Annotated in this window: 17 protein-coding genes; 13 read left to right on the plus strand and 4 right to left on the minus strand. The window is 59.9% G+C overall.

Annotated elements, in window-relative coordinates; translation table 11 throughout:
- The 4 genes from moaD to AC3ZU9_RS06020 all read right to left on the minus strand — a co-directional run bounded on the left by moaD (position 1) and on the right by AC3ZU9_RS06020 (position 3,660).
- Positions 1–243, minus strand: a complete 243-nt coding sequence (gene moaD / locus AC3ZU9_RS06005) for a molybdopterin converting factor subunit 1 (protein WP_012722341.1) — start codon at positions 241–243, stop codon at positions 1–3.
- Positions 240–713 carry a cyclic pyranopterin monophosphate synthase MoaC gene (moaC, locus tag AC3ZU9_RS06010; protein WP_046034357.1) on the minus strand — a complete coding sequence of 158 codons (474 nt, stop codon included), beginning with the start codon at positions 711–713 and terminating at the stop codon, positions 240–242. The genes moaD and moaC overlap by 4 nt, the downstream gene beginning before the upstream one ends.
- Before the next feature lie 88 nt (positions 714–801).
- Complete coding sequence (locus AC3ZU9_RS06015) at positions 802–2,196, minus strand: PhoH family protein (protein ID WP_012722339.1); 1,395 nt, start codon at positions 2,194–2,196, stop codon at positions 802–804.
- Between the two features lie 339 nt (positions 2,197–2,535).
- Positions 2,536–3,660 (minus strand): polysaccharide deacetylase family protein, encoded by a 1,125-nt coding sequence (locus tag AC3ZU9_RS06020; protein WP_490090418.1) that lies wholly within the window; start codon positions 3,658–3,660, stop codon positions 2,536–2,538.
- Positions 3,661–3,779: 119 nt separating this feature from the next.
- Here AC3ZU9_RS06020 and yaaA point away from each other — a divergent pair, with 119 nt between their 5' ends.
- The 13 genes from yaaA (at position 3,780) to AC3ZU9_RS06085 (ending at position 21,921) form a co-directional block, all read left to right on the plus strand.
- A complete protein-coding gene (gene yaaA / locus AC3ZU9_RS06025) occupies positions 3,780–4,559 on the plus strand; it encodes a peroxide stress protein YaaA (RefSeq protein WP_012722337.1) in 780 nt (259 codons plus the stop codon).
- 836 nt (positions 4,560–5,395) lie between these two features.
- Positions 5,396–6,712 carry a nucleotide sugar dehydrogenase gene (locus AC3ZU9_RS06030; RefSeq protein WP_012722336.1) on the plus strand — a complete coding sequence of 439 codons (1,317 nt, stop codon included), beginning with the start codon at positions 5,396–5,398 and terminating at the stop codon, positions 6,710–6,712.
- Between the two features lie 83 nt (positions 6,713–6,795).
- Positions 6,796–8,277, plus strand: a complete 1,482-nt coding sequence (gene alg8 / locus AC3ZU9_RS06035) for a mannuronan synthase (RefSeq protein WP_162471071.1) — start codon at positions 6,796–6,798, stop codon at positions 8,275–8,277.
- A 37-nt stretch (positions 8,278–8,314) separates the two neighbouring features.
- Positions 8,315–9,481 (plus strand): alginate biosynthesis protein Alg44, encoded by a 1,167-nt coding sequence (locus AC3ZU9_RS06040; RefSeq protein ID WP_012722334.1) that lies wholly within the window; start codon positions 8,315–8,317, stop codon positions 9,479–9,481.
- Positions 9,482–9,489: 8 nt separating this feature from the next.
- A complete protein-coding gene (gene algK / locus AC3ZU9_RS06045) occupies positions 9,490–11,031 on the plus strand; it encodes an alginate biosynthesis TPR repeat lipoprotein AlgK (protein ID WP_173390378.1) in 1,542 nt (513 codons plus the stop codon).
- Entirely contained in the window at positions 11,028–12,515 is a 1,488-nt protein-coding gene (locus tag AC3ZU9_RS06050; RefSeq protein WP_012722332.1) for an alginate export family protein, read from the plus strand. Before algK ends, AC3ZU9_RS06050 begins: the two co-directional genes overlap by 4 nt.
- Complete coding sequence (gene algG / locus AC3ZU9_RS06055) at positions 12,515–14,104, plus strand: mannuronan 5-epimerase AlgG (RefSeq protein WP_012722331.1); 1,590 nt, start codon at positions 12,515–12,517, stop codon at positions 14,102–14,104. Before AC3ZU9_RS06050 ends, algG begins: the two co-directional genes overlap by 1 nt.
- A gap of 11 nt (positions 14,105–14,115) precedes the next feature.
- Complete coding sequence (locus AC3ZU9_RS06060) at positions 14,116–15,564, plus strand: alginate O-acetyltransferase (RefSeq protein WP_043206137.1); 1,449 nt, start codon at positions 14,116–14,118, stop codon at positions 15,562–15,564.
- An 8-nt stretch (positions 15,565–15,572) separates the two neighbouring features.
- Positions 15,573–16,682 (plus strand): mannuronate-specific alginate lyase, encoded by a 1,110-nt coding sequence (locus tag AC3ZU9_RS06065; RefSeq protein ID WP_085983627.1) that lies wholly within the window; start codon positions 15,573–15,575, stop codon positions 16,680–16,682.
- Between the two features lie 217 nt (positions 16,683–16,899).
- Positions 16,900–18,432: an MBOAT family O-acyltransferase gene (locus tag AC3ZU9_RS06070; RefSeq protein WP_320400257.1), complete on the plus strand. Its 1,533-nt coding sequence runs from the start codon at positions 16,900–16,902 to the stop codon at positions 18,430–18,432.
- Between the two features lie 11 nt (positions 18,433–18,443).
- Complete coding sequence (locus AC3ZU9_RS06075) at positions 18,444–19,628, plus strand: alginate O-acetyltransferase (RefSeq protein ID WP_122809995.1); 1,185 nt, start codon at positions 18,444–18,446, stop codon at positions 19,626–19,628.
- A gap of 16 nt (positions 19,629–19,644) precedes the next feature.
- Entirely contained in the window at positions 19,645–20,298 is a 654-nt protein-coding gene (locus tag AC3ZU9_RS06080) for an alginate O-acetyltransferase AlgF (protein WP_012722326.1), read from the plus strand.
- Between the two features lie 171 nt (positions 20,299–20,469).
- Positions 20,470–21,921: a mannose-1-phosphate guanylyltransferase/mannose-6-phosphate isomerase gene (locus tag AC3ZU9_RS06085; RefSeq protein WP_012722325.1), complete on the plus strand. Its 1,452-nt coding sequence runs from the start codon at positions 20,470–20,472 to the stop codon at positions 21,919–21,921.
- Positions 21,922–22,563 lie beyond the last annotated feature (642 nt).

The raw sequence follows: 22,563 nt of genomic DNA on the forward strand, positions 1-22,563 counted from the left end.
TCAGCCTCCAGTCACGGGGGGGAAGAACGCCACTTCGTCGCCCGCCTGCACCGGCTCATCGAGGCCGCACAACTCTTCGTTGCGCGCGCACATCAGGCTGGTCTCGTTGAGCACTGCAAACTCCGGGTCACTGGCCAGCGCGAGGCGCACAGCATCGACGGTGGCGAACTCGCCCTCCATCTCCAGCGAATCAAGGCCCACAGCCTCTGCGTAACGCGCAAAAAACAATACGTTGATGCTCATGCCTGGTCCGCCTTGAAGTGCCCGCTTTTACCGCCGAGTTTTTCCAGCAGGCGAATACTTTCGATGGTCATGCCACGGTCTACAGCCTTGCACATGTCGTAGAGGGTCAGCGCGGCGACGCTGGCAGCGGTCAACGCCTCCATTTCCACGCCGGTCTGGCCGGAGAGCTTGCAGCGCGCCACGATATGCACCGAGTCTGCGCCGTCGGCGCTCAGTTCGACCTTGACGCCGGTCAACATCAGCGGGTGGCAGAGGGGAATCAAGTCACTGGTTTTTTTCGCGGCCTGGATCCCGGCAATGCGGGCCACGGCAAACACGTCGCCCTTGGGGTGGGCGCCGTCGACAATCATTTTCAGGGTCTCGGGCAACATGCGCACGCGCGCTTCGGCCACCGCCTCACGGAACGTCACGGACTTGTCGGTGACGTCGACCATGTGGGCGCGACCTTGGGAATCGAGATGAGTCAGCACAGGGATACTCCTGATCAGGAGCACCGATTGTAAACCTATCGCCGATCAAAATGTGGGAGGGGCAAGTGCCCTCCCACACTGACCGTATTTACAAGTGAGATTCGGCGTATTCGGCCAGAATCGAACGAGGCACCCCTTGCAGCGCGATGTGCACGCCGTTGGGGAAGTCTTTGAAGCGTTCCGTCAGGTAAGTCAGCCCGGAGCTGGTCGCGGACAGGTAAGGGGTGTCGATCTGTGCCAGGTTGCCCAGGCACACCACTTTGGAACCGGCGCCGGCACGGGTGATGATGGTTTTCATCTGGTGCGGCGTGAGGTTCTGGCATTCATCGATCAAAATCAGGCTTTGCTGGAAGCTGCGACCTCGGATGTAGTTGAGGGATTTGAACTGCAACGGCACTTTGCTGAGGATGTAGTCGACGCTGCCATGGGTGTTTTCGTCATCCATGTGCAAGGCTTCGAGGTTGTCGGTGATCGCCCCCAGCCACGGCTCCATTTTTTCCGCTTCGGTGCCGGGCAGGAAACCGATTTCCTGGTCCAGGCCCTGCACGCTGCGGGTGGCGATGATGCGGCGATAGCGCTTGGTCACCATGGTCTGCTCGATAGCGGCAGCCAGGGCGAGGATGGTTTTCCCGGAGCCTGCGGCGCCGGTCAGGTTGACCAGGTGGATGTCCGGGTCGAGCAGCGCATACAGCGCCAGGCTCTGGTAGATATCACGCGGTTTCAGGCCCCAGGCTTCCTGGTGCAACAGGGGTTCCTGATGCAGGTCGAGGATCAACAGCTTGTCGACCTGGATCTCTTTGATCCAACCCACGAAGCCTTGTTCGTCGATGATGAATTCATTGATATGCACGGCCGGCAGGTTGTCGATCAGCTGCACCTGGTGCCAGGTGCGGCCATGGTCCTGACGGGTTTCGACCTTGCTGACAAGGTCCCAGAACGAGCCGGTTACGGTGTGATAACCGCGGGAGAGCATCGACACATCGTCGACCAGTTGGTCGGTACTGTAGTCCTCGGCAGCGATCCCACACGCTCGTGCCTTGAGGCGCATATTGATGTCTTTGGTCACCAGCACCAGGCGCAGGTCCTTGTCGCGTGCGTGCAGGTCGATCAATTGGTTGATGATTTTGTTGTCGTTCAGGTTTTCCGGCAGCAGGCTGTTGGGCTCGCTGCGCTTGCTCATCAGGATCGACAGCAAGCCTTTGGGCCCGCTTTTACCGCGCTGGATCGGGACGCCGACCTCGACGTCTTCCGGCGAGGCTTCGCCCAATGTCTTGTCGATCAAGCGGATGGCCTGGCGGCACTCGGCAGCCACGCTGTGGTGCCCGCTTTTGAGTTTGTCGAGCTCCTCAAGCACGATCATCGGAATGGCGACGTGGTGTTCTTCGAAGTTAAGCAGTGCGTTTGGATCGTGGATCAATACGTTGGTATCAAGCACATAAAGGATTGGCTGGTCGGAAGAAGGGTTACGTCCATGATCATCCATACTCGGTCACCTTTGTGGGAGCCAGTCGACGCAATACCTGGGCGGTGCTGCGCCTCGATTCGACCACCGACTGCACCTGAGTGACGTCAAGCGCAGTGCCCACATGAGGAGTCTTGGAAGACGCCACCTGTGCTGCAGGTTTCGGCGATCTGACTTCGTAATACCGCAAAACCCATGACAGAAAAAAGCACTTTGACGTTTTTTTGAAGTTTATTTTTCAGGATGACGAATAGCACTAGCCGAGCACCATGGTCCCCGTTAAAGTCGGAAGTCCGCCTGCATCGAAATGTCGCACAAAATCACCCCACAAATGCCTCATCCCCAACAGGACCGGGCATTTCAGCGAAAAGCCTCCCGGCAGTCCTGCCACCCCAAACCACTCTGCGCCGTTGCCTGCAACAAGATCGGCAAAGCCACCCGCGCCTTGTCCTGGGTGTCGTGAAACACGATGACCCCTTTGCGCCACAACAACATCAGCGTCAGCACCCGCTGCGCCGACTCATCGGCCTTGAGCTTGCCCGGTTCGTCCTGGGAATCGATGTCCCACAACGCTACCTGCAAGCCCTGGGCTTGAAAGAAGCCCTGGCTGTCCGCGCGACGCTGGCCATACGGTGGACGGAACAGCGGCACGTAGTTTTCCGGCATCAGGTTTTGGGCCAGCGATGCGCTGCGGGTGATGGAACTCTGCCAGTCCACCCAATGACTGTGCGAACGGTACTGCCACCCCTGGGTACCAACGCACTGACCTTGATAGAGCGCCTCTACATCGGCGACCGAACTACGTTCCACACGGGTTTGCAGGCTGCTGCCAAGGGCGAAGAAGGTCGCATTCATCTTCTGTTTGCGCAGGTAATCGGTGAGCCAGTCGGTATTGCCACTGACCGGGGCCGGGCCGCCGTCGAAGGTCAGCAGGAACAGGCGGTCGTTGAATTCGTTGCCATTGAGCTCATGGTCGCCGAACAGTGCGACCTCGCTGCTGATCTGTGGGAACAGCGCAGCCTTGCGCAACAACTCGTCCAGGTAGCGCTCATGGAACACATGGCTGGGATTGGACCAGCCTATATAGAAGGAGTCTTCGCTTACCTCAAACTTGCCGGCCTGCTCGAGCAGATCGTCCATGTTCTCTACCAGATAGCAGAACGAGGCGTCGACTTCGCAACTCTGCTGGGCGAACGTGTAGTTCTCCAGCAGGCGCTGCCAGAGTTGGCGGCGCAAGTCGTCGATGGCGGCCATGTTGATGATTTTCAGGCCCAGGCGCTGCTTGAGCGCGGCTTCATCCTGGCGCTCGCTGGCCAGTAGGCTGTGGGCGAACATCAGGATTTCGGCGCGTGAAGCCACATCGAACAGCGCCGGGCTGCTGAGCTTCTCGGGCCAGGTGCCACGGTCCAGGCTGGCTACATCCACCGGTGCCGCCTGGGCATTCAGGCAAAACAGGCAAGCCGACAACAAAAGCGCTATTCGCACACAGGGTCTCCCTCTCCAGAGTCACCGGCCATCATAGCGGATCGCGCCTATCGCCATCATAGGTGGAGTCAAAACGCCCAACCCCCTAGAATCCCTCCACGTTTACAGGAGACGACTTCATGCTGATGGTGATTTCCCCCGCCAAGACCCTCGATTTCGAGTCAACGCCGGTAACCCCGCGCTTCACCCAGCCGCAATACCTCGACCACTCCCAGGAGTTGATCGAACAATTGCGCGAACTGAGCCCGGCGCAAATCAGCGAATTGATGCACGTATCCGACAAGATCGGCGGCCTCAACGCTGCCCGCTTCGGCAGTTGGACGCCCGCCTTCACCCAGGCCAATGCCAAGCAGGCGTTGCTGGCGTTCAAGGGTGACGTCTACACCGGCCTGAATGCCGACACCTTCAGCGACGCCGATTTCACCTACGCCCAGGACCACCTGCGCATGCTCTCCGGCCTGTACGGCCTGCTGCGCCCGCTGGACCTGATGATGCCGTACCGCCTGGAGATGGGCACCAAACTGCCCAACGCCCGTGGCAAGGACCTGTACGCCTTCTGGGGCACCCGCATCAGCGAGTGGCTCAATGAAGCACTGGCCGCACAAGGTGATGACGTGCTGCTCAACCTGGCCTCCAACGAGTACTTCTCGGCGGTCAAGCGCACCGCCCTGAACGCGCGGATCATCAACACCGAGTTCAAGGACCTCAAGAACGGCCAGTACAAGATCATCAGTTTCTACGCCAAGAAGGCCCGGGGCATGATGAGCCGCTTCGTGATCGAAGAACGCATCAACGACCCGGCCAAGCTCAAGCAGTTCGATGTGCAGGGCTATCGCTTCAATGCCGAGCAGTCGAAGCCTGACAACCTGGTGTTTTTGCGCGATCACGCACCGGAATAAAGCCCTGCTCCAACCTCATCGACGCAAAAAATCAAATGTGGGAGGGGCAAGCCCCCTCCCACATTTTTGCCTGCATTCCACACCTGAAATCGTCATTATTTTGGCGTCAAAAAATATTCAGACACTTCCATAAAAATTCTTTCACTCGACATTTGTCGTTTTTTTTCGTAGTGGCACCGTTTTTTTAAAACACTAGTGGCACAAAACTATCCCTTCGCGCCAACTCCCTATAACTACTGGCCCAAATAGCAAGTGCTATCAATATACTACCAGTGCCATCTTTCCTAATATTTCAAGAAATTTCTGGAAACAGGATGAGCGGCCTGGAACTTCATCCTAAAGCACTGCTCATACCACCGGTAACGAAATTCTCTGTTCCTGTAGGAGATGACTTACATGGCGGACCAACGGAAGTAGCAGAGTTGTCACATTAACTTTGACTCAGTGGTCACATTACCAACCGATTAGTTGAGAGCGGCGATAAGGATCAATTGCCACGAACTATAGGCCAAGGCTGTGCTTACCCTAATGGGTCAGTGATAAAACCCAAGGCATTGATAGTTAAAGGCTAAACGCCTCTATCAAGGTCCTGCGGCACTGGCGCCAAGCCCTTCTCCCAGGAAGGCTGGCTGCATTTGAGGGCAAGCCCCAATAACAAGGCCAAGTTGCGCACAACTTGAGTGCAATAGTTAGTCACTCACTATTTAACATGCCTGTACGCGGTAAGTCGGCGTCTATTCGCCTAACTTTCGCGGCATCAGTGACGCTTGCAAACATGAACTCCGGCCTTAATAGGCACGATTAACACAGTCTTGAATGACGAAGAGGTAAATGCGATGCGCATCAGCATATTTGGTCTCGGTTACGTTGGCGCAGTATGTGCCGGTTGCCTGTCTGCCCGTGGCCACGAAGTGGTTGGCGTAGACATCTCCAAGGACAAGATTGACCTGATCAATGCAGGCAAATCGCCAATCGTTGAACCGGGTCTGGGCGAACTGTTGAGCCAGGGTATCGAAACCGGCCGGCTGCGCGGCACGACCAATTTCGCCGAAGCCATTCGCGACACCGACTTGTCGATGATTTGCGTCGGCACGCCAAGCAAGAAAAACGGCGACCTGGAACTGGATTACATCGAAGCGGTGTGCCGCGAAATCGGCCTGGTCCTGCGTGACAAAGCCACTCGCCACACCGTGGTCGTGCGCAGCACCGTTCTGCCTGGCACCGTGGCCAACGTGGTGATCCCGATCCTTGAAGACTGCTCGGGCAAAAAAGCCGGCGTCGACTTCGGTGTCGCGGTCAACCCGGAATTCCTGCGTGAATCCACCGCCATCGCCGACTACGACCTGCCACCGATGACCGTCATCGGCGAATTCGACAAAGCCTCCGGCGATGTCCTGCAGTCGCTGTACGAAGAACTCGACGCGCCGATCATCCGCAAGGACATCGCCGTCGCCGAAATGATCAAGTACACCTGCAACGTGTGGCACGCCACCAAGGTCACCTTCGCCAACGAGATCGGCAACATCGCCAAGGCTGTCGGCGTCGACGGTCGCGAAGTGATGGAAGTGGTCTGCCAGGACAAGACCCTCAACCTGTCCCAGTACTACATGCGCCCAGGCTTCGCGTTCGGCGGCTCGTGCCTGCCAAAAGACGTGCGCGCCCTGACTTACCGCGCAGGTTCCCTGGACGTGGAAGCGCCGCTGCTCAACTCGCTGATGCGCAGCAACGAGTCCCAGGTGCAGAACGCCTTCGACATCGTGTCCAGCCACGACAAACGCCGCATCGCCTTGCTGGGCCTGAGCTTCAAGGCCGGCACCGATGACCTGCGCGAAAGCCCGCTGGTCGAGTTGGCCGAAATGCTGATCGGCAAGGGTTACGACCTGAGCATCTACGACAGCAACGTTGAATACGCCCGTGTCCACGGTGCAAACAAAGACTACATCGAAGGCAAGATCCCGCACGTGTCGTCCCTGCTCAATTCGGACTTCGATGACGTGATCAACAACTCCGACGTGATCATCCTGGGCAACCGCGATGAGAAGTTCCGTGCCTTGGCGCATAACGCACCGCACGGCAAGCAAGTCGTCGACCTGGTGGGCTTCATGTCCGCAGCCACCAGCGTCAGCGGCCGCACCGAAGGCATTTGCTGGTAACAGCAACGGCAAGTTCCGGGCTGCAAGCGTACCAATCCCCAGCGCTTGCAGCCTGGAGCCTTCTTCACCTTCGGATGACGCTTATGTCCAAGTTAAAACACGTACTGCTCCAATCCGCCGGCTGGCTGTTCTTTCTGAGCCTGCTGATGGGTCTCGCCGCGTTGTTACCGGCGAGTACGTTCGACTCCGAGTCGAAGAATTTTATTTTCCTGATTGGCGCCGTCGGTATCTGGCGCTACTCGATGGGTGCAACGCATTTCTTTCGCGGCATGCTGTTCCTGTACGTGGTCTACCCGCACCTGCGCCGTAAAGTGCGCAAGCTGGGCAAGGCTGCCGACCCGTCCCATGTGTTCCTGATGGTCACCAGTTTCCGTATCGATGCGCTGACCACCGCGCAGGTCTACAGCTCGGTGATCCGTGAAGCCATCGAATGCGGCTTCCCCACCACCGTGGTCTGCTCGCTGGTGGAAATGTCCGATGAGCTGCTGGTGAAGAGCCTGTGGGAACGCATGAACCCGCCGGAGCATGTGAAGCTCGACTTCGTGCGTATCGCCGGCACCGGCAAGCGCGATGGCCTGGCATTCGGTTTCCGCGCCATCTCCCGCCACCTGCCGGACGACCGTGCCGTGGTTGCGGTGATCGACGGCGACACCGTGCTCGCCGAAGGCGTCGTGCGCAAGACCGTGCCGTGGTTCCAGCTGTTCGGCAATGTCGGTGGCCTGACCACCAACGAGTTCTGCGAAGTACGCGGCGGCTACATCATGAGCGAGTGGCACAAACTGCGCTTCGCCCAACGCCACATCAACATGTGCTCCATGGCCCTGTCCAAGCGCGTACTGACCATGACCGGTCGTATGTCGGTGTTCCGTGCCAGCGTCGTCACCGACCCAGGCTTTATCGCCGACGTGGAAAGCGACTCGCTGCAACACTGGCGCCTGGGCCGCTTCAAATTCCTCACGGGTGATGACAAATCCAGCTGGTTCAGCCTGATGCGCCTGGGCTACGACACCTTCTACGTGCCGGATGCGGCGATCAACACCGTGGAACACCCACCGGAAAAGAGCTTTATCAAGGCCAGCCGCAAGCTGATGTTCCGCTGGTACGGCAACAACCTGCGCCAGAACTCCCGTGCCCTGGGCCTGGGTGTGCGCCGCCTCGGCCTGTTCACCAGCGTGGTGCTGTTCGACCAGCGCGTATCGATGTGGACCTCCCTGCTCGGCCTGACCGTGGCGATCATCGCCACCTTCAAGTACGGCGGCGCGTTCATCCTCGCCTACCTGCTGTGGATCGGCATCACTCGCCTGATCCTGACCCTGCTGCTGTCGTGCTCCGGCCACACGATCGGCCCGGCGTACCCGATGATTCTCTATTACAACCAGATCATGGGCGCGTTGGTGAAGATCTACGTGTTCTTCCGCCTTGATCAACAGTCCTGGACCCGCCAGGACACCAAACTGACCCGCGATTTGGCCAGCTTTCAACGTTGGTTCAACACCTGGTCGTCTCGGACCATGACCTTCTCCGCCGGCAGCATCTTCGTTGCCGTGTTGCTGATGATGGTCTGACCCTGCCAAGCCTGAATTAACTCTAGGAAATGCCCTGATGAACAGTCCAGTAAATGCCAACGTAGTCCACGAATCCGAAGCCCAGCGCCAGCACGCCCGTGTCAAAATCCCGGCCAAGCTGCGCTTCTTCAACACTGACCGCACCCAGACCGAAGCACGGGTGATCGACCTCTCCGCCGGCGGCCTGGCGTTCACCGCCACCCAACCGCTGACCATCGGTGAAGTGCACAAGGGTCGCCTGCAGTTCGTCATCGATAACCTCGGCCTGGCGATGGACGTGGAGCTGCAGATTCGCTCCTACGATCGCCAGACCGGCCGCACCGGTTGCCAGTTCCAGAACCTCGACGCCCAGGATATTTCCACCCTGCGCCACCTGATCACTTCGCACCTGTCCGGTGACATCGTGACCATGGGCGACGTGCTGGCGACCCTGCAGCGCGACAACTTCACCAAGGCGCGCAAGGTCAAGGACAGCGGCAGCAACATGAGCGCCTTCGGCCGCCTGCGCGCCGTGACGTTCAGCCTGGCGATCTTCCTGGTGGGCCTGGCGGCGTTCGGCTTTGTCTTCAAGTCGGTGTATGGCATGTATTTCGTCAGCCACGCACAGGCTGGCCTGGTGAGCGTGCCCGGCATGAACGTAACGATGCCGCGCGACGGCACCGTGCAAAGCTTGCTCAAAGGTGACGCGATCGCCGCCAAAGGCGCGCCGCTGGCGACCTTCAGCACCAGCATGCTCGATGTGCTCAAGGGCCACTTGGACGAAGACCAACTGCAACCGGCCAAGGTTGAAGAACTGTTCGGCAAGCAAATGACTGGCACCCTGACGTCGCCGTGCGACTGCATCGTTGCCCAGCAACTGGTCGCCGACGGTCAGTACGCCAGCAAAGGCGACGTGATCTTCCAACTGGTGCCGCGCGGCGCCCAGGCCAATGTTGAAGCACGCTTCACCTACCGTCAGTTCGCTGACGTTCGCCCAGGTACACCCGTGAGCTTCCAGGTGGCCGACGAAGAACAGCTGCGCACCGGCACCATCGTCAGCAGCACCAGCCTGAACAGCGCCGACCTGTCCTCCGACATCCGCGTACAGATCAAACCTGACGCACCACTGGACAGCACCTACGCCGGCCGCCCGGTCGAAGTGATCAGCGACCGTGGCCCATCGCTGAACTGGCTGATCGATAAAGCCATGGCCCACGGTCTGTAAGCGAGGACATGCCTGTGATGACTATCCCAAACACGCCGCAATCCCTGCGGGAGCGAGCTTGCTGTGGCGAGGGCGCTTGCTCCCGTTCGACAGCGCAGCTGGAGCCGGCTTTTGGGGGCGCTACGCACCCCAGCGGGAGCAAGCTCCCTCGCCACAAAAGCAGTTGCCACTTGGGTTCAGTAGCGTTGCTGGCACTCGCAGTCAGCCTCGCCGGTTGCGCCGGCCTGCCCGACCAACGCCTGGCCAATGAAGCGCTCAAGCGTGGCGACACCGTCACCGCGCAGCAGAATTACCAGCAACTGGCAGACCTGGGTTACAGCGAGGCCCAAGTGGGCCTGGCCGATATCCAGGTCGGCACCCGCGATCCGGCGCAAATCAAACAGGCTGAAGCCACTTACCGTGCGGCGGCGGACACCTCGCCCCGCGCCCAGGCACGTCTCGGTCGCCTTCTGGTGGCCAAGCCAGGCAGCACCGAAGCCGAACACCATGAAGCCGAAGGCCTGCTGAAAAAAGCCTTCGCCAATGGCGAAGGCAACACGCTAATCCCGCTGGCGATGCTGTACCTGCAATACCCGCACAGCTTTCCGAACGTGAATGCCCAGCAGCAGATCAGCAAGTGGCAAGCAGCGGGTTATCCGGAAGCCGGCTTGGCCCAGGTGCTGCTGTATCGCACCCAAGACACCTACGACCAGCATCTGGATGATGTCGAGCGCATCTGTAAAGCCGCGCTGAACACCACCGACATCTGCTACGTCGAGCTGGCCACCGTCTACCAGAAAAAAGCCGAACCGGAAAAACAGGCCGAACTGCTCAAGCAGATGGAAGCCGGTTACAGCCGTGGCACCGTCACCGCTCAGCGTGTTGATAGCGTGGCACGTGTGTTGGGCGACGCCTCCCTGGGCAAGCCTGACGAGAAAACCGCCCAGGCCCTGCTGGAAAAAATCGCCCCTGGCTACCCGGCTTCCTGGGTCAGCCTGGCGCAACTGCTCTACGACTTCCCTGAACTGGGCGACGTCGACCAGATGATGAAGTACCTGGACAACGGCCGCGCCGCCGACCAGCCGCGCGCCGAGCTGTTGCTGGGCAAGCTCTACTACGAAGGCAAGTGGGTGCCGGCGGACGCCAAGGCGGCCGAAGCGCATTTCCAGAAAGCCGTGGGCCGCGAAGTGGCCGCCGATTACTACCTCGGCCAGATCTACCGCCGTGGCTACTTGGGCCAGGTCTACTCGCAAAAAGCCCTGGATCACTTGCTGACCGCTGCGCGCAACGGCCAGAACAGCGCCGACTTCGCCATCGCCCAGTTGTTTTCCCAAGGCAAGGGCACCAAGCCCGACCCATTGAATGCCTATGTCTTCAGCCAATTGGCTAAAGCCCAGGACACGCCAGAGGCCAATGACTTGGCCACGCAGCTCGAAGCCCCGCTGACGCCGGAACAACGCGCTCAAGGCCAACGCCTGGTGCAACAGGAACTGGCCACCCGCGGCACCCTGGCCCAGAGCACGCTGCAACTGCACGCCCTGGAAGAAGAAGACGGCGAGGAATCCCTATGAAGCTCAACCCATTCGTCAAAGCCGGCATCGGCCTGACCTTCGCCTTGCTGTGGTCGTGCCCGACCCTGGCCGCACTGACCGAAGCGAAGAACTTCGGCCTGGAAGTCAAAGCCACCGCACAGTCCGAAGATGACCGTGACCTCGGCACGCAGAAAGGCGGCGACGTCAACGGCATCGGCCTCGACCTGCGCCCGTGGATCTACGGCGAAAGCGGCGCGTGGAGCGCCTACGCCATGGGCCAGGCAGTGGTGTCGAGCGACATCATCGAGACCGACACCCTGCAACAATCGGCGGATGACGAAAACCAGCAGACCACCAACGACGACCGCAAGACCAAGAAAAACTACTTGGCCATGCGCGAATTCTGGGTCGGCTACAGCGGCTTCACGCCCTACCCCGGCGAGATCCTCAAGCTGGGTCGCCAACGCCTGCGCAATGACGACGGCCAATGGCGCGACACCAACATCGAGGCGCTGAACTGGACCTTCGACACCACCCTGCTCAAGGCCAATGTCGGCGTCGCTGAACGCTTCAGCGAATACCGCACCGACCTCAAGGAACTGTCGCCCAAGGACAAGGATCGCCAGCACCTCTACGCTGACGCCGCCTACCAGTGGACGCCCGGCCAGTGGATCGGCCTGCGTGGTCACCACACCCATGACAACGGCAAGCTCGACTTCCCGGAACCAGGCGTGCCCACCGACTCGCTGGACAAACGCGAGAACGGCGACCTGACCTGGCTCGGCATCGAAGCCAACAGCGACGCCTACAACTGGCGCAACACCAACACGGTCAATTACTGGGCCAGCGTCACCGGCATGAGAGGCGACCGCGATTCGGTCAATGCCTTGAACGCCGACGGCACCCGCCCGACAGAAGCCAAGCGCAGCGATGACGTCAGCGGCTGGGCTACCGACCTGGGTATCCGCTTGCGTCTGGACCCTCAATGGCAAGTGGGTGCGGCCTACGCCCGCGCCAGTGCCGAATACGAGCAGAACGGCCTGCAAAGCAACCGTTCGAACTTCACCGGCACCCAATCCCGCCTGCACCGTTTCGGCGAAGCGTTTCGCGGCGAGATGAACAACATGCAGTCCATGAGCCTGTTCGGTTCCTGGCAGCTGCGCGAGGACTACGACGCCAGCCTGGTGTACCACAAGTTCTGGCGTGTCGACGGCAACAAGCCGGTGGGCAGCAACGGTATCGACGCCGTGCAGAACAACACCGACGACGTGACCGGCGCGATCCTGTCCAGCACTTCCCTGCCGCTTGAAGATGGCAAGAAAGACCTGGGCCAGGAGATGGACCTGGTGGTCACCAAGTACTTCAAGAAAGGCCTGCTGCCGGCCGCGCTCAGCCAGTCGATCGACGAACCGTCGGCCCTGGTGCGCTTCCGGGCGGGTGTGTTCAAGCCGGGTGATGCCTATGGCAGCCAGGTCGACTCGTACATGCACCGCGCGTTTGTCGACGTGATCTGGAAATTCTGATGGGAGCCTGCGCAATGAACCCTCAAGCCCTCAAAGGCTCGGCCATGCTGGCGGCAGCGATGCTGCTGGCAAGCGGTGCTGCCATGGCCGATGTCGCGCCGCAGGCTAAAGCGCCGACCATCGCCAAAGAACTGCAACAGGCCAAGACCTACACCATCTCCAGCCCGCCGACCGCGCCGCTGGAAATGGCCAAGCCGGCCCTGCCCGACCTGTCGGGCTACACCGACGCGGCGATGGAAAAGAAAATCGTGCGCGCCAAGCCGGGCAAAATCAGCATCCGCCGCATGATGCAGGAAGACGCCCTCAAGGACTTCATCGGCGGTGACAACAAGATGGCTGAATGGGTGGTGCGCCAGCACGGCATTCCCCAGGCGATCTTCATCGACGACGGCTACATGAACCTCAAGGACTTGCTCGGCAAAGTGCCTAAGCAGTACCTGAGCGAAACCTCGCCGGGTGTGTTCCTGGCCAAGCTGCCGATCGTGGTCGGACGCAAGGGCATCCTGGAAATCGACAAGAAAACCCAAGAGCTGCGCCTGTCCCAGGAAGCCGGTTCGTTCCTGATCAACGACGGCCAGCTGTTTGTGCGTGACACCAAAGTCACCGGCTGGAGCGAAAAGGCCAACGGCCCGGCGCTGTACAAGTCACCCAAGGAATTCCGCCCGTTCCTGCTGGCCTGGGGCGGTACCGAGACCTACATCTCCAACACCAAGATGGCCAGTTTCGGCTACGCCAACAGTAAGTCGTACGGGGTGAGTATTTCCCAGTACACGCCGAACATGGCCAAGGTGCTCAAGCGCCCTGAGCCGACGGGCTGGATCATCGACTCCGAGTTCTCGGACATGTGGTACGGCTTCTACTGCTACGAGACCACAGGCTTTGTGATCAAGGGCAATACCTACAAAGACAACATCGTCTACGGCATTGACCCCCACGACCGTTCCCACGGCCTGATCATCGCGGACAACACCGTCTACGGCACCAAGAAGAAGCACGGCATCATCATTTCCCGGGAAGTGAACGACAGCTTCATCTTCAATAACCGCAGCTACGACAACAAGCTGTCGGGCCTGGTACTCGACCGTAACAGCGTCAACAACTTCGTCGCCGACAACGAGTTCTACCGTAACCACACCGACGGCATCACGCTCTATGAGAGCGGCGATAACCTGCTGTGGGGCAACAAGGTGATTGCCAACCGTCGCCACGGTATCCGTGTGCGTAACAGCGTCAACATCAAGCTGTACGAAAACACCTCGATGGCCAACGGCCTGACCGGGCTCTACGGCCACATCAAGGACTTGACCGACACCGACCGCGACATCGCCCTCGACCCGTTCGACGCCAAGGTCTCGCTGATCGTGGTCGGCGGTGAACTGGCGGGTAACGGCAGCGGGCCGCTGTCCATCGACTCGCCGTTGAGTGTCGAGTTGTACCGCGTGTCGATGCTGGCGCCGACCAAATCCAGCGGCATCAGCTTCAACGGCGTGCTGGGCGATCGCCAGGAAGAGATTCTCGACCTGTTGGTGCGCCAGCAGAAAGCCGTGCTGATCGACCCTGTCGAACGCCAGACCGAATTGCAGGACTGAGGATGACCCTTATGCACCCACACATGATCAAATTGCTGAGCCTCTCGGGTCTGACCCTCGGCCTGCTCGCGGCCAGCCAGGGCGTGCGCGCCGACGAAATCAAGGCGCCGACCTTCACCGCCGAGCCATGCTGCAGCCTGTGCCCGGCCGCCCACGACGCGAAGAACTACACCACGCGTTACCAGCAGAACTTCACCACCCTGGTACAGGCCCAGGGCGACTGGCTGTTCCGTACCCAGGAAGACCTGCGCACCGAATTCGACACCACCCCGTCCGGCTACAAGCGCATGCAGCAGTTGCACGATGCGTTCAAGGCCAAGGGCGTGGAACTGGTGGTGGTCTACCAGCCGACCCGTGGCCTGGTGAACCGCAACAAACTCAACCCGGAAGAAAAGGCCAAGTTCGATTTCGACAAGGCGTTGGGCAACTACAAGACCATGCTTGGCCGTTTCGCCAAGATGGGCTACGTGGTGCCGGACCTGTCGCCGTTGACCAACGAGCAGCTTCCGGACGAATTGCCAGCCCACGATTTCTACTTCCGCGGCGACCAGCACTGGACCCCGTACGGCGCCCAGCGCACCGCGAAAATCGTCGCGGCCAAGGTTAAGCAAATGCCTGAGTACGCCGAGATTCCCAAGCGCGAATTCGAGACCAAGCGCTCCGGGCGCATGGGCAAGACCGGCACCTTGCACAACATGGCCGGGCAACTCTGCGGTACCAGCTACGCGATCCAGTACATGGACCAGTTCACCACCGAGCCCAAGGGCGAAGCGGGCGACGGCGACCTGTTCAGCGATTCGGGCAACCCGCAGATCACCTTGGTCGGCACCAGCCACAGTGGCAAGAACTACAACTTCGCCGGCTTCCTGGAAGAGGAAATCGGTGCCGACATCCTCAACGTCGCCTTCCCTGGCGGTGGCCTGGAAGGCTCGATGATCCAGTACCTGGGCAGCGACGAATTCCAGAAGAGCCCGCCGAAAATTCTCATCTGGGAATTCTCGCCGCTGTATCGCCTCGACCAGGAAACCATCTACCGCCAGATGATGGCGCTGCTGGACAACGGCTGCGAAGGCAAGACCGCGCAGATGAGCGCCAGCACCACATTGAAACCCGGCAAGAACGAATTGCTGGTTAACAGTTCGAACAAAGACCTGCGCAACGCCAACCATCAGGTTGATATCCGCTTCGCCGATCCGTCGGTGAAAACCTTGCAAGCCACCCTCTGGTACATGAACGGGCGCCACGAGGACATCAAGATCGAGAAACCCGAAACATCCGATACAGACGGGCGTTTCGCCTTTGAACTGCGCACCGATGAAGACTGGGCCTCGCAGAACTTGCTGGCCGTGGAAGTGCAGGGCCCCGAAGCGGGCGCTGCCGCGCAGAAAGTCGAAGCGAAAATTTGCACACGCAACGTATTCCCGGCGGGCGGTCAACAAACCGCTGCTGCCGGGCAATGAGGTTACCTATGCAGAAGTTATTGATTCCAACGCTGCTGGGCCTGGCGATGTTCGCCGGCTCAGTCAACGCCGCCGCGCCACTGCGTCCACCCCAGGGGTATTTCGCCCCGGTGGAAGCGTTCAAGACCGGCGACTTCAAGAATGACTGCGACGCCATGCCGCCGCCGTACACCGGCTCGCTGCAATTTCGCAGCAAGTACGAAGGCTCGGACAAGGCCCGTTCCACGCTGAACGTGCAATCCGAAAAAGCCTTTCGCGACAGCACCGCCGACATCACCAAGCTGGAAAAAGACACCAGCAAGCGCGTGATGCAGTTCATGCGCGACGGTCGTCCGGAGCAGCTGGAATGCACCTTGAACTGGCTTACGAGCTGGGCCAAGGCCGACGCGTTGATGTCCAAGGACTTCAACCACACCGGCAAATCCATGCGCAAATGGGCACTGGGCAGCATGGCTTCGGCCTATGTGCGCCTGAAGTTCTCTGACTCGCACCCGCTGGCCAACCACCAGCAGGAATCGCAGCTGATCGAAGCCTGGTTCAACAAACTGGCCGATCAGGTGGTGAGCGATTGGGACAACCTGCCGCTGGAAAAAACCAACAACCACTCCTACTGGGCCGCCTGGTCGGTGATGGCAACGTCCGTCGCCACCAACCGCCGCGACCTGTTTGATTGGGCCGTCAAGGAATACAAGGTCGGCGTGAACCAGGTCGATGACCAGGGCTTCCTGCCGAACGAGCTGAAGCGTCAGCAACGGGCGCTGTCGTACCACAACTACGCCCTGCCGCCGCTGTCGATGATCGCCAGTTTTGCCCTGGTCAACGGTGTGGACCTGCGCCAGGAAAACAACAGCGCGCTCAAACGCCTGGGCGACAAAGTGCTGGCCGGGGTGAAAGACCCGGAGATCTTCGAGAAGAAGAACGGCAAAGAGCAGGACATGAAAGACCTCAAGGAAGACATGAAATACGCCTGGCTTGAGCCCTTCTGCACCCTCTACACCTGCGCCCCGGATGTGATCGAGCGCAAGCACGGGATGCAGCCGTTCAAGACCTTCCGCCTCGGGGGTGACCTGACCAAGGTCTACGACCCGACGCATGAGAAAGGCAACAAAGGTTCCTGACGAAACACGGTAAAAAATGTGGGAGGGGGCTTGCCCCCGATAGCAGTGTGTCATTCAACACAGATGGCGACTGTTACACCGCCATCGGGGGCAAGCCCCCTCCCACAGTTTGAGTCGGTTTCGTCAGTAGGAATGTAGTACCGCCCTCCCCGTCTTTTCGTGGGGGGTTTGGGGGGGCTCTGGCCCTTGACTGTTGGTTAAACATGGAGAGATCGGGATGGTTTTCTCGTCCAATGTGTTCCTGTTTCTGTTCTTGCCGATCTTTCTCGGCTTGTACTATTTGAGCGGGCAACGCTATCGCAACCTGCTGCTGCTGTTGGCCAGCTACGTGTTCTACGCCTGGTGGCGAGTGGACTTCCTGGCGCTGTTCGCCGCTGTGACGCTGTGGAACTACTGGATCGGCCTTAAAGTCGGTGCAGCCGGCGTGCGCACCAAGCCGGCTCAACGCTGGCTGCTGTTGGGCGTGGTGGTCGACCTGTGCATCCTCGGCTACTTCAAGTACGCCAACTTCGGCGTCGACAGCATCAACGTGATGATGAAGTCGGCGGGCCTTGAGCCGTTCATACTGACCCACGTGCTGTTGCCGATCGGCATCTCGTTCTACATCTTCGAGTCCATCAGCTACATCATCGACGTGTACCGTGGCGATACCCCGGCGACCCGCAACCTGATCGACTTTGCGGCGTTCGTGGCGATTTTCCCGCACCTGATTGCCGGCCCGGTGTTGCGTTTCCGCGACCTGGCCGACCAGTTCAACAACCGTACCCACACCCTCGACAAGTTCTCCGAGGGCTGCACGCGGTTCATGCAGGGTTTCATCAAGAAGGTCTTCATCGCCGACACCCTGGCGGTGGTGGCCGACCATTGCTTCGCCCTGCAAAACCCGACGACCGGCGATGCCTGGTTGGGCGCGCTGGCCTATACCGCGCAGCTGTACTTCGACTTCTCCGGCTATAGCGACATGGCCATCGGCCTGGGCTTGATGATGGGTTTCCGCTTCATGGAAAACTTCAAGCAGCCGTACATCAGCCAGTCGATCACCGAGTTCTGGCGTCGCTGGCACATCAGCCTTTCCACTTGGCTGCGTGACTACCTGTACATCACCCTGGGCGGCAACCGTAAAGGCACGCTGACCACTTACCGCAACCTGTTCCTGACCATGCTGCTCGGTGGCCTGTGGCACGGTGCGAACATCACTTACATCGTGTGGGGCGCCTGGCATGGCATGTGGCTGGCGATTGAAAAAGCCATCGGCCTCAACACCTCGCCGCGCAGCTTCAACCCCGTGCGTTGGGCCTTTACCTTCCTGCTGGTGGTGATGGGCTGGGTGATCTTCCGCGCCGAAAACCTGCACGTCGCCGGCCGCATGTACGGTGCAATGTTCAGCTTTGGCGAGTGGTCGCTCTCGGAACTCAACCGCGCCAACCTCACCGGCCTGCAAGTGGCAACCCTGGTGGTGGCGTACGCAACATTGGCGTTCTTTGGCCTGCGCGACTTCTACACCAACCGCCCTGCCGAGAAAACCAAACCAACCGATCCGAGCCTGATCAAGGCCGTACCGGGCGACAACCCCGGCAGCATCCACGAGCCAGGCTTCACCGTTGGCCAGGATGCCGCCGTGCAACCGGCCTACTGGACCGCTGACTGGCCACGCTACGCCATGCGCGCTGCAGTGCTGCTGCTGTTCGTGGCGTCGATTCTCAAACTGTCGGCGCAGAGTTTCTCGCCGTTCCTTTACTTCCAATTTTGAGGGAGCCGACCATGACCCGATCATTGCGCGTCCTCTATATCGGCCTGTTCCTGGTGCTGCTGTTAGCCCTGGGCGCCTGGTCGCTGCGCAGTTTCTTCGGCTTCAGCACCAACGCCGACGCGACCGTGCTCAACGGTCGCTGGACCAAGGCCGTCGAAACCCACTACGACGAGGAGTTCCCGATCAAGCGATTGGGCACCAACCTCTGGGCGGCACTGGACTACAAGCTGTTCAACGAAGGCCGCCCTGGCGTGGTGCTGGGCCGCGATCACTGGCTCTACAGCGACGAGGAGTTCAACCCTGCCGTCAACGAAGACCAGAACCTTGAAGGCAACTACGCGCTGGTCGAAGGCGTACGCCAGAAGCTCAAGGCCCAAGGCATTCAGCTGGTGATGGCAATCGTGCCGGCCAAGGTGCGCCTGTACCCGGAACACTTGGGTGAGGTCAAACCGGCCAGCATCCACGCCAACCTGTACCAGGACTTCCATGCCCGTGTCGCTGCCGACAAGATCATCGCCCCGGACCTGCTCGGCCCGCTGCAACAGGCCAAGCTCGGCGGCAAGCAAGTGTTCCTGCGTACCGACACTCACTGGACCCCGGACGGTGCTGAAATCGCCGCCAAGCAGTTGGCCAAGACCATCGCCGACAAGACGCCGCTCAACGGTGAGCCACAGCGCTTTGTCACCGAAGCGGAGAAGACCGAACCGCACAAAGGCGACCTGCGTCTATTCCTGCCGCTGGACCCGCTGTTCGAAAACCTGATGCCGCCTAAAGAGCCGCTGGAAAAACGCGTGACGCACCTGGCCGAAACCAAAGGCGACGACGCGCTGTTCAGCGACAACGAAACCCCAGTGGCACTGGTGGGCACCAGCTACAGCGCCAACCCTAACTGGAACTTCGTCGGCGCCCTCAAGCAAGCCCTGGGCAGCGACGTGATCAGCTACGCCGAAGACGGCCATGGCCCGATCCTGCCGATGCTCAGCTACCTCAAAAGCGATGACTTCAAGAACAACCCGCCTCAGGTGCTGATCTGGGAGTTTCCTGAACGTTATCTGCCCGTGAACAACGAAATCGGTGATGCCGACCCCTCGTGGGTTGCGCAGCTTAAACAAGCCGGTTCGCGCCAACAGAACATGGCACTGAATACACCCGTTAACCATCAAAAATCCGAGACGCCCGACCGGGCGCAAAACTGAAAGAGAGGTAACTCACATGACTTTCACTACTACTCCGCGTCGTCTCGCTAAGACTCTGGCCCTGGCTGCCGGTATGAGCGTGGTATCCCTGTCCGCCTTCGCCGGTGACGCTGCCTTGTACGGCCCTGTCGCACCGAAAGGCTCAAGCTTCGTGCGCGTCTACAACGCCTCCAACCAGGAAGTCAGCGCGACGGTTGGCAGCACCAACCTCAGTGAAGTGGCCCCGCTGGCCAGCAGCGACTTCAGCTTCATGCCGGGTGGTGACTACAGCGCCAAGATCGGCAGCCAGACCGTGCCGGTCAAACTCGCCGCCGATCACTACTACACCTTGGTCAACAACAGCAGCGGCCAGCCCCAGCTGATCGAAGAACCGCCGTTCAAGAACAAGCAGAAATCCCTGGTGCGCGTGCAGAACCTCAGCGACAAGGCCCTGACCCTGAAAACCGCTGACGGCAAGACCGACGTGGTCAAGTCGGTGGCTGCCAAAGGCCGTGGCGAGCGCGAGATCAACCCGGTGAAGGTGAGCCTGGCACTGTATGACGGCGACAAAAAAGTCGGCGACGTGAAGCCGGTGGCCCTGGAACGCGGTGAGGCCGCGGTGCTGTACGTGACCGGTTCGGGTTCGAGCATTTCGCCAGTCTGGGTAAAACGCCCGGTATCGACCCGCTAACTATTTTCCTGTGGGAGCCGGGCTTGCCCGCGATGGCATCACCTCGGTGTCACTGACAGACCGAGTCGCCTGCATCGCAGGCAAGCCGGCTCCCACAAGGACCGAGACAAAAACAAGAGTGAAACGACAAACCTTCGTAGCTCTGACCCAAATTGATTCAAGGAGAAACACATGATCCCAGTAATCCTCTCCGGTGGTAGCGGCTCACGTCTTTGGCCGCTTTCGCGTAAACAGTTCCCGAAACAATTCCTGGCCCTGACCGGCGAGCACACGCTGTTCCAGCAAACCCTGGAACGTCTGGTGTTCGAAGGCATGGACACCCCGATCGTGGTCTGCAACAAGGACCACCGTTTTATCGTCAACGAGCAATTGGCCAACCGTAAACTGGAATGCCAACGCATCCTTATGGAACCCTTCGGGCGCAACACCGCGCCGGCCGTGGCCCTGACAGCAATGATGCTGGTCAATGAAGGCCGCGACGAGCTGATGCTGGTGCTGCCGGCCGACCACGTGATCGACGACCAGAAAGCCCTGCAACGCGCCCTGGCCCTGGCCACCGTGGCCGCTGAACGCGGCGAGATGGTGTTGTTCGGCGTGCCGGCGACTCGTCCGGAAACCGGTTATGGCTACATCAAGTCCACCAACGATTCGCTGCTGCCGGAAGGCGTGAGCCGCGTGCAGCAGTTCGTGGAAAAGCCGGATGAAAAACGCGCCGTCGAGTTCGTCAAAAGCGGCGGTTATTTCTGGAACAGCGGCATGTTCCTGTTCCGCGCCAGCCGCTTCCTCGAAGAGCTGAAAAAGCACGATCCGGACATCTACGACACCTGCGTGCTGACCCTGGAGCGCAGTGAACAGACCGCCGACACCGTGACGTTGGACGATGCCACCTTCGCTTGCTGCCCGGACAACTCCATCGACTACGCCGTGATGGAAAAAACCCAGCGTGCCTGCGTGGTGCCGCTGAGTGCCGGTTGGAGCGACGTGGGTTGCTGGGCCTCGCTGTGGGCCGTCAACGACAAGGACATCCACGGTAACGTCAGCAAAGGCGACGTGGTCATCCAGGACAGCCGCAACTGCATGATCCACGGCAACGGCAAACTGGTGTCGGTGATCGGCCTGGACAACATCGTGGTGGTGGAAACCAAAGACGCGATGATGATTGCCCACAAGGACAAGGTCCAGGGCGTCAAGCAGATGGTCTCGACCCTCAACGACCAGGGCCGCAGCGAAACCCAGAACCACTGTGAAGTCTATCGTCCGTGGGGCTCCTACGACTCGGTGGACATGGGCGGGCGTTTCCAGGTCAAGCACATCTCGGTCAAGCCGGGCGCCTGCTTGTCCCTGCAGATGCACCACCACCGCGCCGAACACTGGATCGTGGTCAGCGGCACGGCCGAAGTCACCTGTGACGAGAACGTGTTCCTGCTCACGGAGAACCAGTCCACCTACATCCCGATCGCCTCGGTGCATCGCTTGCGCAACCCGGGCAAGATCCCGTTGGAGATCATCGAAGTGCAATCGGGTAGTTATTTGGGCGAAGACGATATCGAACGCTTTGAAGATATCTACGGTCGCTCGACACCGGTTGAACGTGGCGTTTCGGTGAAAACTATCGCGCAGTAAAACAGTCGTACAAGAAGCCCTCACCCAGCCCATTGCGTCCCCTATCCGCAGTGGGTTGGGTGGGGGCTTTTTTAGTTCAACGCCCGCTTACTTTGACGTCGACGGGGCCCCCCAGGCCGACGGGGAGTAGGCGTTATAAGTACCGCTACTGTTGCTGCTTGAGCCCGCGCTACTGTATCTGTCCTTGCCAATCTCCTCAGCCGCCCTGCCTCCCCAGACCAAGGCCCCGCCCAATAGCTTCCCGGTAACGCCACCGCTGTTGACCAGCCTCTTTCCGATGCCCTGCGCCATTGAACCGCCCAGGGTGATAACAGCCCCTTTCGTCTTTTCCTTGTCCTCAGGTTTGATATTAAGCGCGGTAGGCATGCGCGCACTGACGTGGTTGCTGACACCCTGCATCAGCGTTTGCCGCAAGTTCGTGAGCCCCATACCTTGCATGCGGGGCAAAGACGACGCGGCGCCTCCTTCGTATTGCGCTGGGTTGATGGATACTTGCGCGGTAGGCGCAGGTGCGGAGGCGGGTGCTACGAAAGCAGTCTGCGTAGGGGCAAGGGTATTTGAAACCGTCATAGGGCATCTCACTTCATAAGAATACGGTCGGATTCCTTCATAGTTCAGCGTGCGTTTCCATGCTCAAACTCT

Source organism: Pseudomonas sp. A39 (genome assembly GCF_058145955.1).

What these genes read in the sequence shown, in the direction of transcription:
- moaD (WP_012722341.1), bottom strand. Translation starts at nt 243, where the DNA reads ATGAGCATCAACGTATTGTTTTTTGCGCGTTACGCAGAGGCTGTGGGC.
- AC3ZU9_RS06015 (WP_012722339.1), bottom strand. Translation starts at nt 2,196, where the DNA reads ATGGATGATCATGGACGTAACCCTTCTTCCGACCAGCCAATCCTTTAT.
- yaaA (WP_012722337.1), top strand. Translation starts at nt 3,780, where the DNA reads ATGCTGATGGTGATTTCCCCCGCCAAGACCCTCGATTTCGAGTCAACG.
- AC3ZU9_RS06030 (WP_012722336.1), top strand. Translation starts at nt 5,396, where the DNA reads ATGCGCATCAGCATATTTGGTCTCGGTTACGTTGGCGCAGTATGTGCC.
- alg8 (WP_162471071.1), top strand. Translation starts at nt 6,796, where the DNA reads ATGTCCAAGTTAAAACACGTACTGCTCCAATCCGCCGGCTGGCTGTTC.
- AC3ZU9_RS06040 (WP_012722334.1), top strand. Translation starts at nt 8,315, where the DNA reads ATGAACAGTCCAGTAAATGCCAACGTAGTCCACGAATCCGAAGCCCAG.
- algK (WP_173390378.1), top strand. Translation starts at nt 9,490, where the DNA reads ATGCCTGTGATGACTATCCCAAACACGCCGCAATCCCTGCGGGAGCGA.
- AC3ZU9_RS06050 (WP_012722332.1), top strand. Translation starts at nt 11,028, where the DNA reads ATGAAGCTCAACCCATTCGTCAAAGCCGGCATCGGCCTGACCTTCGCC.
- algG (WP_012722331.1), top strand. Translation starts at nt 12,515, where the DNA reads ATGGGAGCCTGCGCAATGAACCCTCAAGCCCTCAAAGGCTCGGCCATG.
- AC3ZU9_RS06060 (WP_043206137.1), top strand. Translation starts at nt 14,116, where the DNA reads ATGCACCCACACATGATCAAATTGCTGAGCCTCTCGGGTCTGACCCTC.
- AC3ZU9_RS06065 (WP_085983627.1), top strand. Translation starts at nt 15,573, where the DNA reads ATGCAGAAGTTATTGATTCCAACGCTGCTGGGCCTGGCGATGTTCGCC.
- AC3ZU9_RS06070 (WP_320400257.1), top strand. Translation starts at nt 16,900, where the DNA reads ATGGTTTTCTCGTCCAATGTGTTCCTGTTTCTGTTCTTGCCGATCTTT.
- AC3ZU9_RS06075 (WP_122809995.1), top strand. Translation starts at nt 18,444, where the DNA reads ATGACCCGATCATTGCGCGTCCTCTATATCGGCCTGTTCCTGGTGCTG.
- AC3ZU9_RS06080 (WP_012722326.1), top strand. Translation starts at nt 19,645, where the DNA reads ATGACTTTCACTACTACTCCGCGTCGTCTCGCTAAGACTCTGGCCCTG.
- AC3ZU9_RS06085 (WP_012722325.1), top strand. Translation starts at nt 20,470, where the DNA reads ATGATCCCAGTAATCCTCTCCGGTGGTAGCGGCTCACGTCTTTGGCCG.